The organism is Campylobacter sp. LH-2024, from assembly GCF_048270605.1.
Taxonomy (GTDB): domain Bacteria; phylum Campylobacterota; class Campylobacteria; order Campylobacterales; family Campylobacteraceae; genus Campylobacter_D; species Campylobacter_D molothri.
Map to the genome: position 1 here is coordinate 1,287,170 of NZ_CP168139.1, position 16,361 is coordinate 1,303,530.

A 16,361-nucleotide genomic window follows, 5' to 3' on the forward strand; every position below is an offset into this window, starting at 1 on the left:
AAGGATGAAATATGCACGGAAAGATAGCCATCTATATGGACTCTACAGGACGAGGGACTGTTACAAATTCAGCAAATACTTTTTTTGATTTTAATCGTCAAATCTGGAATGATAAAAAAAGTATGCCTACAGTTGGAATGTTTGTAGAATTTAGGACTCTTTCAACTGAAAATAAAAATGCAGGTGGGACATCTGCTTCTGTTAATAAAACAATCACAAGCATCAGACCTTCTAAATTTCAAGAATTTAAAGAAGGTGATTTTATTACAGAAAATGATTTTTGGAAAACGAATGATGATGATGAATTAGAGGATTTGCAAAATTCAAGAAGAAGTGCCTATATTACAGAACTTTATAGAACTATAGATTTTGATTCTATAGAAAAAATTCCCCTATCTTTTACTATTCCTCAAGCTATACAAAAATATTTTGCTCATGAAATTTTATCCGTAGAAACCCTACAATCAAATTTAGAAGATGAAAAAGATATTCCGTGTATTTTAGATTATGTGATTATTAAAAGATTTTTATTTAAAGCTTATGATACTCTTATTTTTATGGATAATTCTATTGATCAAACTCAACTTAATGCTTTAAAAAGCATTATGATGCATTTGGAAAATTCATACAAACAAATGGCTGCGGATCGCAAACCTAATATAACTAAAATTTTTAATGAAACTTTCCTATCCTTACAGTGTCATTACCAAGCTCTAATGGCAACTATAGACACCAAAAAAAATAGACTCGCCTCCATTGAAGCTCAGATGAAAACTTTACAATCTGAAATTGCCCTTAAATCAAAAGCAGCCAATCCTGATCAAGAAAAAATTAAAGCACGCCAAGAGAGATTAGAAAACCTCCAAAAAGAAGCAGAAAGTTACAAAACCTCTCTTAAAAGATTACAAGCCATCCAAGAAGATTTTTACAAAAAAAATTACAATATTTTTGAAAATGCCTTTAAGCTTTCCCGTGAAAAACTTTTTAAAAAAATTGTTACAGGGCTTAATTTATGTGCTACGATTATGGATATTAAAATTTGGCACTTATCGATAAAATCTTCAGGAGTAAAAAATTCTTATTTTTCAATGACCAATATAGAAAATTCTTTTTGCTCTCTCTCTTTTGCGGAGCATTATTTAAGCAGACTAAATAAATCAGCTCTTAATCCATTTGATCAAAAACTTTTAATTTATATTCAAAAAATTACAAAAGAACAAAGAAGAAAATTTTTAGTTGTTACTTCAGATTTAGATCTATTGTGTAAATTAAAAATCGAAAATTTTGCTCAAAATCCTTATTATATTGTAAAATATGCCCCTAAAAAGGTTAATTATCAATCCCTAATGCGTGATAACACTTTTGATATTGTTTATATTGATGAAAAACATGTTTGGGAAAGCGTAGCAGATATTATATTGCAAGGAAAACATTTTGATAAAACAGGAAAAACCAAATTTAAACTTATATAAAACATAATTTTAAGCTAAATTAAGTTATAATTTCCTGCCTAAACGGTACGCGAATTTTTAGTGATCCAACACATTTTTAATTACTGTGAGTGTGCGGTTTACCGTGTCTGTGGCATCGTTTGAATTTCGAAAGAAGTGAGAAGTTGCAGCCTTTAAAAATCGCCTAACGGTTTTCTTTTGACTTTTTGGGGTCAACTACAATAGCGGCTGTTTGGGTTTTATTAAAGGAGAATATCAATGAAAATAATGATTCTAGGTAGTGGTGCCAGAGAATACTCTATCGCTTTAGCTTTAAAAAATATAGATCAAAATTTGATTCTTTTCTTTTCTCCTGGAAATGGTGCAACTGAAAATCTTGGCACAAATATTAATCTTGAAAAACCTCTAGAATTAGCAAATTACGCAAAAGAAAATGAAATTGATCTTTGTATTGTGGGAAGTGAAAATTTTTTAGCTCAAGGAATTGTAGATATTTTTAAACAACATAATCTTACTATATTTGGACCAAGCAAAGCAGCAGCTATGCTTGAAACATCAAAATCTTTTATGAAAAATTTTCTTCAGAAATATCAAATTAAAACAGCTAAATTTTTAAATACTAATAGTTTAGAAAAAGCTAAAGAATTTATTTTAACTTTAACACCACCTATAGTTATAAAAGCGGATGGCTTATGTGCTGGAAAAGGCGTAATTATCGCACAAACTTATGAAGAAGCTATTGATTCAGCTTCTAAAATGCTCAGCGGAGAAAGCTTTGGAGATGCTGGAAAATGTATAGTAATAGAAGAATTTTTAGATGGATTTGAACTTAGTATTTTTGCAGTTTGCGATGGAGATGATTTCATCTTATTACCTGCAGCTCAAGATCATAAAAAACTTCTTGATCAAGATAAAGGGCCAAATACTGGAGGTATGGGCGCTTATGCTCCTAGCTCTTTAGCTAGTGAAGATTTACTTGAAAAAATTAAAAAAGATATTATTATTCCTACTTTATCTGGAATGAAAAAAGAAAATAGTGAATTTAGCGGAGTTTTATTTATAGGAATTATGGTTGTCGATCAAGAGCCTTATGTTTTAGAATTTAATGTACGTTTTGGTGATCCAGAATGTGAAGTGTTAATGCCTTTAATTGAAAATCCTTTGGAATTGATTTTAGCTACAACCCAAAAACGCTTAAAAAATACAAAAATTAATATAAAAAAAGAATACGCTGTAGGAGTTGTTTGTGCTAGTGAAAATTATCCTTATAAAAGCTCTGAAAAAACAGAAATTTCTATAAAAAGTATTCCAGAAAATACTCATATTTCTTATGCTGGAGTTAGCTTAAGTAATGGTAAATTAATGGCTGATGGAGGTCGTGTTTTAGTCTGTGTTGGCGTAGGCAAAGATATAAAAGAAGCACAAAAAAAAGCTTACGAACTTTGCGAAAATATTGAATTTAAAGGAAAACAATTTAGAAAAGATATCGCTTATCAGGTCACCCAATGAAAGAAGATTTAGCCACTCGATTAGAACGTGAAAATTTAAGTATTGCTAGTTTTAAAAAAAGGGTTTTAGCCTATTTTATAGATAATTTTATCCTTTCTTTTATTATTTATATAATCTTTTATACTCCCTTATCTCAGGCAAAAGATTTGATGGAAATGATTGAAGTATCACGTAATTTTGGCTTAAGTTTTATTTTAATTCGTTTAATTTATCAAATCATTTTTACCTATTTATATGGTGCAAGCTTGGGAAAAATGATATGTAAAATAATTATTTTAGATGAAGATGTTTTAGATAAACCTAATTTGATACAAAGTTGCATAAGATCTAGTGTTAGCGAACTTAGCAATAGTGCGTTTTTTTTAGGATTTGCATGGGCTTTAAGTAATAATTTGCGTAAAACATGGGAAGATTATGCAGCAAAAACAGTAGTGGTCAATGTGGCGTAAATTTTTATTTTTATGTTTTGCAAAAATTGCCTTAAATGCAGCACAAGTTGATATTTATGCGCTTGATGCAAAAAAAGAAGGAGATATACTTACTGCAAAAAATGATGTAGTTATTTTTTCAGATTTTTATTTCATCACCGCAAATAAAGCAATATACAATGAGAAAAGTGGAGATATAGAACTCTTTGGTGATGTTAATATTTTAAGAGGACAAAATGAACGTTCCCATTCAAATTATGCAAAAATAAATTTAAATTCCAATGAAGCATATTTTAATAATTTTTTCTTCTCTAATAATAATCTAGAAGTTTGGTTTCAAAGTAAAAAAAGTTATTTAAATGATAAAATTTTTGAAAGTGATATTTCTGCTGTTTCTAGTTGTAATGTCGAAGATCCAGATTGGGAAATTCGATTTTCTAAAGGCTGGTTAAATAGAAAAAATAATTTTGTTCACTTATATAATGCAAGATTATACGTTAAAGATATACCTGTATTTTATTTACCTTATTTTGGATTTAGCGCTGATACACACCGACAAAGTGGACTTTTGGTTCCTAAAATTATTTTAAAAAGAGGCGAAGGTTTATACTATGAACAGCCTATTTATATAGCAACAGATGAAAATTGGGATTTGCAGTTTGATCCACAAATTAGGACTAATAGAGGCTTTGGACTTTACTCTACTTTAAGATTTGTAGATTCACCTTATTCTATGGGTGAACTTAATTTTGGTGGATTTAGAGAAAAATATTCTTATTATCGCAAAGAAAATTTAAAAAATAAAACTCATGCTGGTATTGAATTAAAATACATTAGAGATGACTTGTTTAAATCCCTATTAGGAGATAATTTCCAAGAGGGATTATGGATTGATGGAATTTATATCAATGATGTTGATTATTTTAATCTTAGCTCAAAAGATACTTATGATCTTAACTCACTAGTCACTTCTAGAGTTAATTATTTCTTAGCCGATGAAAATAATTATTATGGAATTTATGGAAAATACTATATCGATACCTCTAAATTAAATAACAAATCAACCTTGCAAGAATATCCAAGCTTTCAATATCATAGATTTTTAAATAATTTATTTGATGAACGTTTGCGTTATTCTTTTGATGCCACTTTTCATAATTTTTATCGTCAAGTAGGTCCTTATGCAAATCAAATTAATTTAGAATTGCCAATTTCATATCACAATGCTTTTTTTAACGATTTGCTTCATTTTACTTTTACAGAAAATCTTTTCGCCTCTTTTGTTAATTACACTCATGATCCTAGAAAAGATCATGAACATTATTTCCAAAATACCCATAGTTTTAATTTTTATACAGATCTTTCAAAAAATTATGGGTATTTTTTTCATACTTTAAATTTTGGATTAGAATATTCATTACTTGGAGCAAAATCTGGAAATATTAGTGAAAACTATCTTGAAGAATCCACTACACAAAAAGATGATCAAATAAATTTTTACACGATTCAATATTTTTATAATGATTTAGGCCAAAAAAAAATAAAACATAAATTTAATCTTGAATATTTAAATAAAAAACAACATTTTAATCAGTTAAAAAATTTAATAACTTACTACTATAATGACTATATCAATTTAAGCAATGAAACATTTTATTCTTATAGAGAGCAAAGATTTACTAATGTAATTAATCAAATCGAATTAAGTTCTAATTTTGATTTTAACTTAAATTTTTCACACGCCTATCAAAATAATGAATATGGCAAATATAATTTTATAGGAACGCATGCAAATTATATTATAACACCAAATTATAATTTATTTGGGGGCATTTGGCTTGACACCCAAAGATCACATGCAAATATGTGGGAATTTGGCTATACTTTTCAAAGAAAATGCTGGAATTATTCTTTAATGTATAGAGAAAGAATTGATCCACAGCTTACAAGTGCTGGAATTACCGCTAAAAACCAAAGTGGAGTTTATTTTGTATTTAATTTTTATCCAATAGGCGGAATCAAATATGATTTTTCGCTAACTGAAACTGAAAATAAAATTTAAAAGGAAAGATACTTGCTTAATATTTTTAAAAATTTAACCCATTTATTATCTGGAAAAAAAGGAAAGACGATGCAATATGAAATTCAAGTTAATAAAAATATAGAAATCTTTGATATAGACAAAGTAGCAAAACAAGCCTCTGGTGCTGTTTTAATGAGACAAGGCAAAAGTGTTATATTGGCAACAGTTGCAAGAGAAGAAAAGCTTGTTGAAGAAGACTTTTTACCTTTAACTGTCCAATATATAGAAAAAGCTTACGCTGCAGGTAAAATTCCAGGAGGCTATGTTAAAAGAGAAACTAAACCGACTGATGCAGAAACTCTTACAGCTAGAATCATAGATAGATCTTTACGTCCACTTTTTCCAAAAGGATATACTTATCCAACTCAAATTGTAGTTATGGTTCTTTCAGTAGATTCTCAAACAGATTTGCAAGTAATGAGCTTAAATGCTGCTAGCGTAGCACTTTATTTAAGTGATATTCCTATAAAAGCTCCAGTTTGTGGAGTTCGTATAGGGCGTATTGATAATAATTTTATCCTAAATCCTACCAATGAAGAACTTAAAAAAAGTACTTTAGATCTTTATGTTTCTGGAGTAAAAGATGAACTTTTAATGATAGAAATGAGAGCTTTACCAAATGATGAGTTTAGCCAAAATACTCAAGCTATGAATGAATTAAGTGAAGATGAAACCTTAAAGGCTTTAAGTTTAGCTCAAAAAGCAATTCTAGAGGGGTCAAGTATTTATGAAAAAACCTTTATAAATCATAAAAAAGACAATTCTATAGAATTAAAAGAAGAAATTGAATATCCAGAAATTTTTACCTTTTTAGAAAATAATTTTTATAATGATATTAAACAAGCTATTAATCAAATGGCAAAAAGTGAAAGAGCTAGTGAATTAAATAAAATTGCTGAAAAAATTATAAAATTAGATATTGCTAAAGAATGGGATGAAGAAAGCATACTTAATACCTTAAATAAAGTCAAACGCAATATCATACGCTCTCAAATTCTAAATGAAGGAAAAAGAGCAGATGGTAGAGGCTTAAAAGAAGTAAGACCTATTAGCATAGAAACAAACATACTCCCTAATGCTCATGGATCTTGTCTTTTTACACGAGGTCAAACGCAAGCTTTAGTTGTAGCAACTCTAGGTGGAGATAGTGACGCTCAAATGATAGATTTACTCAATGAAAAAAATCCTGTAAGTGAACGCTTTATGGTAAATTATAATTTTCCAGGTTTTTCAGTAGGCGAAGCTAGTCCTATTAAAGCACCAAGTAGGAGAGAATTAGGGCATGGAAATTTAGGAAAAAGAGCTCTATATCCAAGTATACCGCAAGATTATCCTTATGTTATTCGCTTAGTTAGTGAAATTCTAGAAAGTAACGGATCAAGCTCTATGGCTACAGTTTGTGGAGGATCCTTGGCCTTACGTGCTGCAGGAGTTCCTAGTTTAGATCTGATTGCTGGAGTTGCAATGGGATTGATTTTTGAAAATGACCAATTTGCAGTTTTAACCGATATTATGGGACTTGAAGATCATGATGGAGATATGGATTTTAAAGTTGCTGGAAATAAAAATGGTATAACTGCTTTACAAATGGATATCAAACTTGGTGGCATAGATCAAGAAAAATTAAAAATTGCCCTTTATCAAGCTAAAGAAGGAAGATTGCATATTTTAAATATTATGGAAAAAGCAGCAAAAGAAATTATTGTTAATGAGGAAATTTTACCAAAAATAGAATTATTTAATATCGAACCATCTAAAATTGTAGATATTATAGGCCAAGGTGGCAAAACAATTAAAGAAATCATAGAAAAATTTAATGTATCTATTGATCTTGATCGAGATAAGGGAGAAGTAAAAATTTCAGGCTGCAATAATGAACAAATTATAGCTGCTAAAAATTATATTATAAATATCACAACTTCTCATAAAACCCATAAAAAATCCTTGAAAGAAAAGAAAATAGCAGAATTTGAAATTGGCCAAGAATTTGAAGGAGTGGTTAAGAAAATTACTCAATTTGGAGCCTTTGTAGAACTCAAAGATGATATAGATGGCTTGATTCATCATTCTAAAATAAAACATTTAGATATTAAAGAACAAGATATTTTAAGAGTAAAAGTTAGCGAAATTAAAAATGGTAAAATTTCTGTGGATTTATGCGAATGAGTGATTTTCTCACTCATCCTTTAAAACCCTTTTTTAACAGAAATTCTAAAATTTTAATCTTAGGGTCTTTTCCCTCGATCCAATCCAGAAAAGATGGTTTTTATTATCAACACCCAAGAAATAGATTTTGGCCTATTTTTGAAATTTTATTCTCTGTAAAATTAACAAGTATAAAAGAACAAAAAATATTTTTAAAAAATCAAAAAATAGCCCTTTGGGATATACTCAAAAGTTGCAAAATAAAAAATTCTGATGATAAAACTATAAGTTATGCTAAAGCCAATGATTTAAATATCATCTTAAATCATGCCAAAATAGAATACATCTTTACCACAGGAAAAAGTGCTTATCATTTTTTTAAAAAATTCTATCCTAATCTAGAAGCTATTGCCCTACCATCTACATCCCCTGCAAATTTAAATTTTTCCCTTGAACAGCTTACATATGAATATAAAAAAATCAAGCAAATTTTAAAAAATTAAATATATTTTTTAAACAACAAAAAAATTAAAGCATTAAATATAAAAATAAAGCATATAAGAATAAAAACCATTTCTATTTTAAAATAAGCTGTTATAATTCCTCCTCCAAAGGCTCCACAAAAATTGCCTAAAAATTGAAATGTTTGATTAAGACCAAAAATAACACTTAAGTTTTTTGCACTCACACTTTTTTTAAGCAAGGCATTTACACAAGGTAAGAGACCGCCAAGTGCTACTCCTATTAATAATCTAATAAAAATTAACATATAAACATTTGTAGCCAAAGATTGTAAATAAAAACAAATTCCACAAAATATTAAAGAAGAAAAAATAATTTTACTTGGACCTATTTTATCCGCAAAACTGCCAATTCTTGGCGCAAAAAACAAATTACTTACCCCACTTGAAGCCACAACAATTCCAGCCCAAAGAGCCAAATTACCTCCTTGATGAATTTTTTCTACAAAAATACTTAAGATAGGCATAACTCCAAAGGTTCCAAATTGAATTATAAAAGTTGTGATAAAAAGAATAATTATAAGAACTTTATTTTCTTTTTTTCTTTGGGTATATTGACGAATTTCTTTATTTCTCTTATCCTCATGAATAAAAAAATAAATTGTAATAAATGAACAAGCTATTAAAAATGCTATAAGATCAAAGACAGTACTAATGCTTAAAAATTCAGCAACAAACCCACCAAATAAAGGTCCTATTAGACTACCACTAACTGAAGCAGTAGAAAGAGTGCCTAAGGCATAAGCGACTTTTTCTTTAGGAGCAATTACTGCTATAAAAACAACACATGCAGATGTAAAACCCGAAACAATTCCTGTTAAAGCTCGGATTAAAACTACTTCTGTTGCATTGTGAGCAAAGCTAAGCCATAAAGTTAAAATTGACATTCCTAAACTTGCTCGAAGTAACATATTTTTATAACCATATTTTGCACCTAAAAAAGCCCAAAGAGGTGAAAAAATAGCCATTCCAAGTGGAGTTATACCAAAAGCAAGTCCTGAATAAAATGCAATATCATTGGGATTAATATGTCCTAATTCTTTTATATATAAAGGTAAAATAGGAGCAATTTGGCTTAGACCCATGCTTGTAGTAAAAACTCCAAACCAACATATCCACAAAGTTTTATTGAATTTTTCCATAATTTTATTGTATGATAGTTTTTATAATTTTTAATTAAAACATAAGGAAAAAATGTGAAAAAAATAACCTTTATATGCTTAGGCAATATATGTCGTTCTCCTATGGCTGAATTTGTCATGAAGGATTTAATTAAAAAAAATAAATTAGAAGAATTTTTTTTCGTTACCAGTGCGGGTACTTCAGGAGAGCACGATGGTGAAGGAATGCATTTTGGAACAAAAACCAAACTTGAAAGCCTTAATATTAAGCATCAAAATTTTAAGAGTAAAAAACTCACACAAAAACTCTGCAATGAAAGTGATTTTTTAATCACTATGGATAATTCTAACTTTAATAATGTTTTAAAAAAATTTAATAACGTTGAAAATAAACTTTTAAAAATGACTGATTTTGCTCCTGATTTAGGTTATAATGAAATTCCAGATCCTTGGTATAGTAAAAATTTTGATGAAACATATAAAATTATTTCCTTAGCTTGTGAAAATCTTTTAAATTTTTTGAAAAAATAAATTAATTAAAACCCTTAAAAGCATATCTTTGCAACATGGAAGAGTTTCCTAAAATTCCTCCTTGGTGTATATAAAGCAAGGGTTTTTCCCACTTTCTTTGCAATACAACACTTAAACCTATCATATCATAAAGTAAATCAAATTCTATAGAACATTCTTGTTTGATTTCTTGATAGAGTTGGTAAATTTCTTTATAGGGTTTTCCAAAATGATATTTTTTATTTTTCTTTAAAATTTGTAAATTCTTAAAATTATAATCTTGTATTAATTCTAAAATCTGTTTTTTTAAATAATCTTCATCGCCAACACACGCACAAGTAAAAACTTTAAATTGAGAATGTTTAGCTAAAAAAGCAGCAGAAGTTCCTGTTCCAGATGGTAAAAAAATATCAAATTGCAAATTCAATTCCAAGCTTTGTTTTTTAATTTCATTTGCTAATTCCTTATAACCTTGTTCTGCGTTTAAATTGGCTATACCTTGTTCAATAAAAATATCATCTTTATTGCATAAAGATAATGCATATTCTTTTAAGTTATTATTAGTTTCTATAATTTCAACCCTATTTTTTAAAGCTAGAGCATAATTACTACACGGATTTTCTTTTAAATAGGATGGAATTTTTTTACAAATAAAAATAAATTTTATATTTCTTTTAAAACAAAAGAGACTAAGCGCAGCCATTGCATTGCTTTGAATACCGCCATAGCTAATAAAACGCTGATGTTTAGCATAAGTTTGAGCAAAATAAAAGGCAAGCTTTCTAGCTTTATTACCATTAATTTCTCCTAGTAAATCATCACGCTTTATATAAAATTCAAACCCTTTAAAATAAATTTTATCAATAGCAGATTTTAACATTTCATAAGATTTTAATGAAATTCAAAAAAATTTTCTACGTCTTTTAAAGCATTATCATTTTTAATACTAAATTTTATTTCTATGCGACGACTTTTATCTTTGTCTTCTACACCATTACTCATAATAGGATCAGAAAAAGATCGACCGCTTGCCATCAAAAGTTTTTGAAGCCTTGGATCTTTATAGAAACTATAAATAAAATTCATCACTTCATAAGCTCGTTTTTGAGATAAATCTAAATTATAAATATAAGATCCATCACTGTCTGTATGTCCCTCAATAATAATATTTTCAATGTTAGATAAAATCTTTGGATCATTCATAATCGCATCAAAATATTCGCTTAAAATTTTTCTTAATTTTGCTTTTGCTTCATTTTTTAAAACATAAGAATCTTTATCAAATAAAACCTCAGCAGGCAAAGAAATTGCCCCTGTTTTATCATTAATTGTAATATTATTATCAAGTTTTTTTTGTAGTTCCTTGCTTAAATTCTCGCGCATAAGACCTAAATTTTGAATTTTTTCTTTAGCTTGATTAAATTCTTCTTTTAAACTAGCCAATTCTTCATCTTTTTTTTCAAGCTGTCCAAGCAAAATAAGAATTTGCTTATCTTTATTATCAAGGGTTGAATTTAAATCCTGACTTAATTGTTTATAATTAGTTATATTTGCTTCAAGTTCTGCTTTTTGCAATTTTGCAAGATCTAAGGCACTTGAGGCATTGTTTAAATCAGAACTTAGCTTAAAAACTATTGCTTCTTTATTTTTTAATTCTTGTTTACTTTCTTCTAAGCGCGCTTCTTGTTTGGTTAAACTATCTTTAATTTCTTTTAAATCACTCTGGGTTAAAACATATTTAACCACAATGGCACCTATGAGTAAAATAAAAACAAAAAGCAAACCAGCCATTAAATCAGCATAAGCTATCCAAAAATTATTATCTTCTTTAAAATCATTTTTCATGATTGATTTTCTTTGCTTGTTTTTTCCAAATCTACTTCTTTTTCTTGCTCATTTTCTTGAGTAAAATCTAACTCTTCTATATTTTTATTTTCGTTATTGGCTTCTTGTTCTTCTACTTCTTTACCAATTTTTTTGATCATTTCATTAGTTTCTTCATTTAGATCTTGAATTTCTTTTTTAAATTCTCCCATCATTTTAATTTTTTCATCGATATTTTTTTCTTCTTCATATATTTCTTTAAATTTATGCATTCCCTCAAAAAGACTTGTTTTAAAACCTTCAAAAATCTTTTCTTGACTTTGAAGCATTTCTTGTTCATAAAGTTTAAAATTATGACTAAAACGTTCCACTTCGTCTGTAAAAATACCTAAAGTTTTATCAAAATGTTGAATTTTTTCATTACTAATATCCAATAAACGATTGTATTGTTCTGACATACGCATATTAACTTCTTTAAGATTTTGATTAAGCATACCAATACCATTAAGCATTTCACTATACAATTTACCAAGATCTCTTTGATCTCTTTGTGCTCTGCTTAACTCTCCCATAGTTTGTTTAATATGCTCCCCGCTTAATCTTATAGCTTTTTCTTCAACATTAATCATATCTTGGAAAATTTTAAATTTTCTATCGATTGCATGATCAAGTTCTGCAAAAAAATCCTGATTGCTTACTTGTTTAAAAATAGCACCAATTTTTTCAAAATGTTGTAAGCTTTCACTCAAATATCTTTGATCAAGTTCTTCTTTTGTCCAAAAAAATCCACTCGTAGAATTTTTTTGACGATTTAATAAACGTTCAATCTTACTTTTGCCAAATTTCTCAAAAAAAATCCACCAAAGAGCTAAAAAAATACCGTAAATTGAAACATAAAAAGCAGTCCCTACTCCACTTAATAAGTTTGCAATTTCTTGCTCTAAAGCCGCTGTATTACTAGAACTAAAATCTGGCATAGAAATTGCAATGCTAATAAAAGTTCCCAAAATTCCCATCATAGGAAATATAGCCGAACCTATACTTGCAAAATTTTCATTTCTAGTTTCTTTAATATAACTATAAGCAAAATCATCGAAATTTGCATTTGATTTAGTATCTTTGCCTATAGCAAGAAAATGTTTCATAATATATCTTTTTAAAGCTTGCTTAAATTCATCTTTTTGCTGCTCAAAAATGCTATAGGCGTATTCAGAATTATGACGTGCAAAAATAAGGGCTACAAAAAAAATAATTCCTGTCATAATAACCGTATGTAATTCAACTTCAAAATTAATAACATGAAAATAACCTAGCAAAATCAAAAAATAAAGCAAAGCAGGAATAAAAATAATCTTTAAATAAACAAAATATCCTTTTCTTTCTTTACTCTCAGGCAAAATAAGTTCTGCAATTTCATCCGATTTTACTTCCATAATAAACAATCCCTAATAAAAATAAAATTTTACTCTAAAAATTATTTAAAAAATAATCTTTAAACTAAAATAAAAACTAAGTATAAAACTTAGTTTTTATTGATACAATTTAAATTCTCAAAAGCAATTTCTAAACGCTTAATCATACTTTCTTCACCTGATCTTAGCCATATACGTGGATCATAGTATTTTTTATTTGGTTTATCATCGCCTTCTGGATTTCCAATTTGACCTTGCAAATAAGCATGATTTTTAGCTTCATACTCACGAACTCCATCCCAAAAAGCCCATTGAGTATCTGTATCAATATTCATTTTAATCACGCCATAGCTTACTGCATCTTTAATATCTTTTAATTCACTTCCACTTCCACCATGAAAAACAAAATTAATTGGCTTATCATTATTTAGTCCAAATTTATCTTTTATAAATTTTTGAGAATTTTTCAAAATTTCAGGTTGCAAGCTTACATTTCCAGGTTTATAGACCCCATGTACATTACCAAAACTTGCTGCAATTGAAAATTTATCGCTAATTTTTCCAAGTCTTTCATAAGCAAGAGCTACATCTTCAGGCTGAGTATAAAGTTTAGCATTATCAATACCTGTATTATCAACTCCATCTTCTTCGCCACCCGTGCAACCAAGTTCTAACTCAAGACAAATCCCTAAAATGTCAAGTTTTTTTAAATACTCTTCACAAGTTCTTAAATTTTCCTCCAAGCTTTCTTCACTAAGATCAAGCATATGAGAACTAAATAAAGCTTGTCCATGATTTTTCTTAAATTCTTCATTTGCCATAATCAAGCCATCTATCCAAGGTAAAAGCTTTCTGGCAGCATGGTCAGTATGTAAAATAACTGGAACTCCATAAGCTTTAGAAAGCAAATGAACATGTTGAGCACCACTAACAGCACCTAAAACATCTCCGTTAGAACAATTTTTTCCGGCATAAAATTTAGCACCCCCATTAGAAAACTGAATAATTACGGGAGAATTTACTTTTTTAGCAACCTCTAAAACCGCGTTAATAGAATTTGTTCCAACAACATTAACAGCAGGGATTGCAAATCCCTCTGCTTTGGCATACTCATAAACTTTATTAAGCTCACTACCGCTTATAACTCCTGGTTTAACTATATCTAAAACACCCATTTTATTTATACTCAACTTTAGCACTATTTAAAAGTTCTTGACCTTTTTGATTCATTACCTTCTTAAATTCTTCAAATTTAAGTCCATTTTCAATACCTTGTTTTACATCTTCAAATTTAATTTGCTCTCTTGGATGTGAATTTTCTTTTAAGATAATATGATATCCAAAATTTGTTTTTACTGGAGTTGTTGTAATGGTACCATTTTTAAGTGCAAAAGCTGCATCTGTAAAAGGTTTCACCATAGTTGATTGGTCAAACCAACCAAGCTCCCCACCTTGATTTTTTGAACCTGGATCTATAGATTTTTCTTTAGCAATTTGACTGAATTTATCTTCTAAGGCCTTGCCTTTTAATTTTTTAAGCTCATTAATAATTTCTTTAGCTTCTTTTTCACTAGAAACTAAAATATGTCTTGCTTGAACTGAAGCAGGTTTTACATATTTATCTTTATTTTGTTCATAAAAAGCTTTAACTTTAGCTGGATCTATCTTAATAGAATTTAAAATTTTTTCTTGATATACATTAACCAAGATGCTTTCTTTTGCACGATCAAGCTCTTTCATATAGAGTGGATCTTTTTCTAAATTTTGTTTTTTGGCATCTTGTAAAACTAAATCTTGAATGATATATTGTTGTAAAAGAATCTTTTTTTGATTATCAGGTAAAGTTTTAAAATCTTGACCTCTAAGCATAGGAGCAAAAAAATCATTTACCTCAGTATCGCTAATATTTTTACCATTTACGGTAGCTATTGTAGCTGCATTTGCACTTAAAGCTACACCAAAAAACAAAGTTGCCGCGACTAGAGAAATTTTTTTCATCGAGTTTCCTTTTTAATTAAAATATAAGATAATTCTATTATATCTCAACTTGGTTTAAAGCAAATTAACTAAAATAAAAAAATGAAAAGAAATTTACAAATTAAAGAACTTTTTTTAAAAAATTTTGATAAGCCTGTAACAGAATTGAAATTTAAAAATCTTTACGAGCTTATAGTTTGTGTGATGCTTTCAGCTCAATGCACTGACAAAAGAGTGAATTTAATCACTCCAAATCTTTTCAAGGCTTATCCAGATATTAAAAGCTTAGCAAATGCTAATTTATCAAGTTTAAAAAGCTATATTCAAAGTTGTTCTTTTTTTAACAACAAAGCACAAAATCTTATCAAGATGGCAAAAGCTGTTTGTGAAAATTTTAATGGAGAAATTCCCTTAAATGAAAAAGATTTGAAATCTTTAGCAGGAGTAGGACAAAAAACCGCTCATGTTGTTTTAATTGAATGGTGTGGAGCTAATTTTATGGCTGTAGATACTCATGTTTTTAGAGTTTCTCATCGTCTAAATCTCAGTAAAGCAAAAACCCCAGAAGCTACAGAAGAAGATTTAACACGCATTTTCAAAGATAATCTTAATTATCTTCATCAAGCTATGGTACTTTTTGGAAGATATACCTGCAAAGCAAAAAAACCTCTATGTAAAGAATGCTTTTTAAGTCATCTTTGCACTAGTAAAGATAAGGAAATTTAATGAAATCACTCACTTTGATATTTTTGTGCTTTTTTAATGCATTTGCTCTTCAATCTTACATACCTAATAAAGATTTTTCATCCTATTTTAATTCTTTTAACTGTTCTCAAGTTTTAAATAATTTTTTTTATATCAATTGTTATGATTATTCTTTAAAGGGCACAAAGGCAGTTGCTTACAAAGTTGAATCCTCTAATTTAAAAATGAAACAAATTAAAAAACGACCACGTTTTGAAGATGATACCAATATTCCTAAAAAATACCGCACCACTTGGAGCGATTATAAACACAGTGGATATACTCGTGGACATACGGCTTCAAATGCTTCATTTCGTTTTAGTAAAGCTGCTCAAAATTCAGTTTTTTTAATGAGTAATATGACTCCACAAAATGAGCAAATTAATGCTAAAATTTGGAATGAAATTGAACAAAGAGAAAGAGAATTGGCTTTAAAATTTCAAAGTGTAGAAGTTTTAAATCTTGTTCTTTATGATAAAAATCCAAAACGAATAAAAAATAACATTGCAATACCTAGTTTTTATGTTAAAATCATCCAAACTCCAAAATTTAAAGAATGTTATCAGGTTCCAAATCACGAAGTTGTTGATGAAAAAATTAATCATTATAAAATTTCTTGTGAGCAGTTTTAAGGAA

The 16,361-nt window shown here is 28.5% G+C and carries 15 protein-coding genes; 9 read left to right on the forward strand and 6 right to left on the reverse strand.

Annotation, left to right across the window (positions count from 1 at the left end; genetic code table 11):
- The first annotated feature begins 11 nt into the window (after positions 1 to 11).
- The 6 genes from ACD570_RS06535 (at position 12) to ACD570_RS06560 (ending at position 8,119) form a co-directional block, all read left to right on the forward strand.
- Entirely contained in the window at positions 12 to 1,472 is a 1,461-nt protein-coding gene (locus tag ACD570_RS06535; RefSeq protein ID WP_417904252.1) for a coiled-coil domain-containing protein, read from the forward strand.
- A gap of 237 nt (positions 1,473 to 1,709) precedes the next feature.
- Entirely contained in the window at positions 1,710 to 2,960 is a 1,251-nt protein-coding gene (gene purD / locus ACD570_RS06540; RefSeq protein ID WP_337196588.1) for a phosphoribosylamine--glycine ligase, read from the forward strand.
- Complete coding sequence (locus ACD570_RS06545) at positions 2,957 to 3,409, forward strand: RDD family protein (protein WP_200280164.1); 453 nt, start codon at positions 2,957 to 2,959, stop codon at positions 3,407 to 3,409. The genes purD and ACD570_RS06545 overlap by 4 nt, the downstream gene beginning before the upstream one ends.
- Entirely contained in the window at positions 3,399 to 5,450 is a 2,052-nt protein-coding gene (locus ACD570_RS06550) for an LPS-assembly protein LptD (RefSeq protein WP_337196589.1), read from the forward strand. The genes ACD570_RS06545 and ACD570_RS06550 overlap by 11 nt, the downstream gene beginning before the upstream one ends.
- Positions 5,451 to 5,519: 69 nt before the next feature.
- Positions 5,520 to 7,637, forward strand: a complete 2,118-nt coding sequence (locus ACD570_RS06555; protein ID WP_239820450.1) for a polyribonucleotide nucleotidyltransferase — start codon at positions 5,520 to 5,522, stop codon at positions 7,635 to 7,637.
- Entirely contained in the window at positions 7,634 to 8,119 is a 486-nt protein-coding gene (locus ACD570_RS06560; protein WP_200280154.1) for a DNA-deoxyinosine glycosylase, read from the forward strand. Before ACD570_RS06555 ends, ACD570_RS06560 begins: the two co-directional genes overlap by 4 nt.
- Here ACD570_RS06560 and ACD570_RS06565 read toward each other — a convergent pair.
- On the reverse strand, positions 8,116 to 9,279 hold the full coding sequence (locus ACD570_RS06565; protein ID WP_337196590.1) for an MFS transporter: 1,164 nt from the start codon (positions 9,277 to 9,279) through the stop codon (positions 8,116 to 8,118). The two genes, ACD570_RS06560 and ACD570_RS06565, sit on opposite strands and share 4 nt — an antisense overlap.
- A 54-nt stretch (positions 9,280 to 9,333) precedes the next feature.
- Between ACD570_RS06565 and ACD570_RS06570 the strand changes: the two genes are divergently transcribed.
- Positions 9,334 to 9,789, forward strand: a complete 456-nt coding sequence (locus tag ACD570_RS06570; RefSeq protein ID WP_337207412.1) for a low molecular weight protein-tyrosine-phosphatase — start codon at positions 9,334 to 9,336, stop codon at positions 9,787 to 9,789.
- 1 nt (position 9,790) lies between these two features.
- Here ACD570_RS06570 and ACD570_RS06575 read toward each other — a convergent pair whose 3' ends face one another.
- The 5 genes from ACD570_RS06575 to ACD570_RS06595 form a co-directional block, all read right to left on the reverse strand.
- On the reverse strand, positions 9,791 to 10,648 hold the full coding sequence (locus tag ACD570_RS06575) for a 1-aminocyclopropane-1-carboxylate deaminase/D-cysteine desulfhydrase (RefSeq protein WP_337207414.1): 858 nt from the start codon (positions 10,646 to 10,648) through the stop codon (positions 9,791 to 9,793).
- A gap of 11 nt (positions 10,649 to 10,659) precedes the next feature.
- Positions 10,660 to 11,613, reverse strand: coding sequence for an OmpA family protein (locus tag ACD570_RS06580; protein ID WP_337196592.1), 954 nt, complete (start codon positions 11,611 to 11,613; stop codon positions 10,660 to 10,662).
- The gene (locus ACD570_RS06585) at positions 11,610 to 13,025 is read right to left on the reverse strand and encodes a MotA/TolQ/ExbB proton channel family protein (RefSeq protein ID WP_337199881.1); all 1,416 of its coding nucleotides are present in this window, start codon (positions 13,023 to 13,025) and stop codon (positions 11,610 to 11,612) included. Before ACD570_RS06585 ends, ACD570_RS06580 begins: the two co-directional genes overlap by 4 nt.
- 89 nt (positions 13,026 to 13,114) lie before the next feature.
- Entirely contained in the window at positions 13,115 to 14,179 is a 1,065-nt protein-coding gene (fbaA, locus tag ACD570_RS06590; RefSeq protein ID WP_200280301.1) for a class II fructose-bisphosphate aldolase, read from the reverse strand.
- 1 nt (position 14,180) lies between these two features.
- On the reverse strand, positions 14,181 to 15,002 hold the full coding sequence (locus tag ACD570_RS06595) for a peptidylprolyl isomerase (protein ID WP_200280136.1): 822 nt from the start codon (positions 15,000 to 15,002) through the stop codon (positions 14,181 to 14,183).
- An 81-nt stretch (positions 15,003 to 15,083) separates the two neighbouring features.
- Here ACD570_RS06595 and nth point away from each other — a divergent pair, with 81 nt between their 5' ends.
- Positions 15,084 to 15,707, forward strand: a complete 624-nt coding sequence (nth, locus tag ACD570_RS06600) for an endonuclease III (protein WP_200280133.1) — start codon at positions 15,084 to 15,086, stop codon at positions 15,705 to 15,707.
- Positions 15,707 to 16,357: a DNA/RNA non-specific endonuclease gene (locus ACD570_RS06605; protein WP_417904253.1), complete on the forward strand. Its 651-nt coding sequence runs from the start codon at positions 15,707 to 15,709 to the stop codon at positions 16,355 to 16,357. The genes nth and ACD570_RS06605 overlap by 1 nt, the downstream gene beginning before the upstream one ends.
- Positions 16,358 to 16,361: the final 4 nt, after the last annotated feature.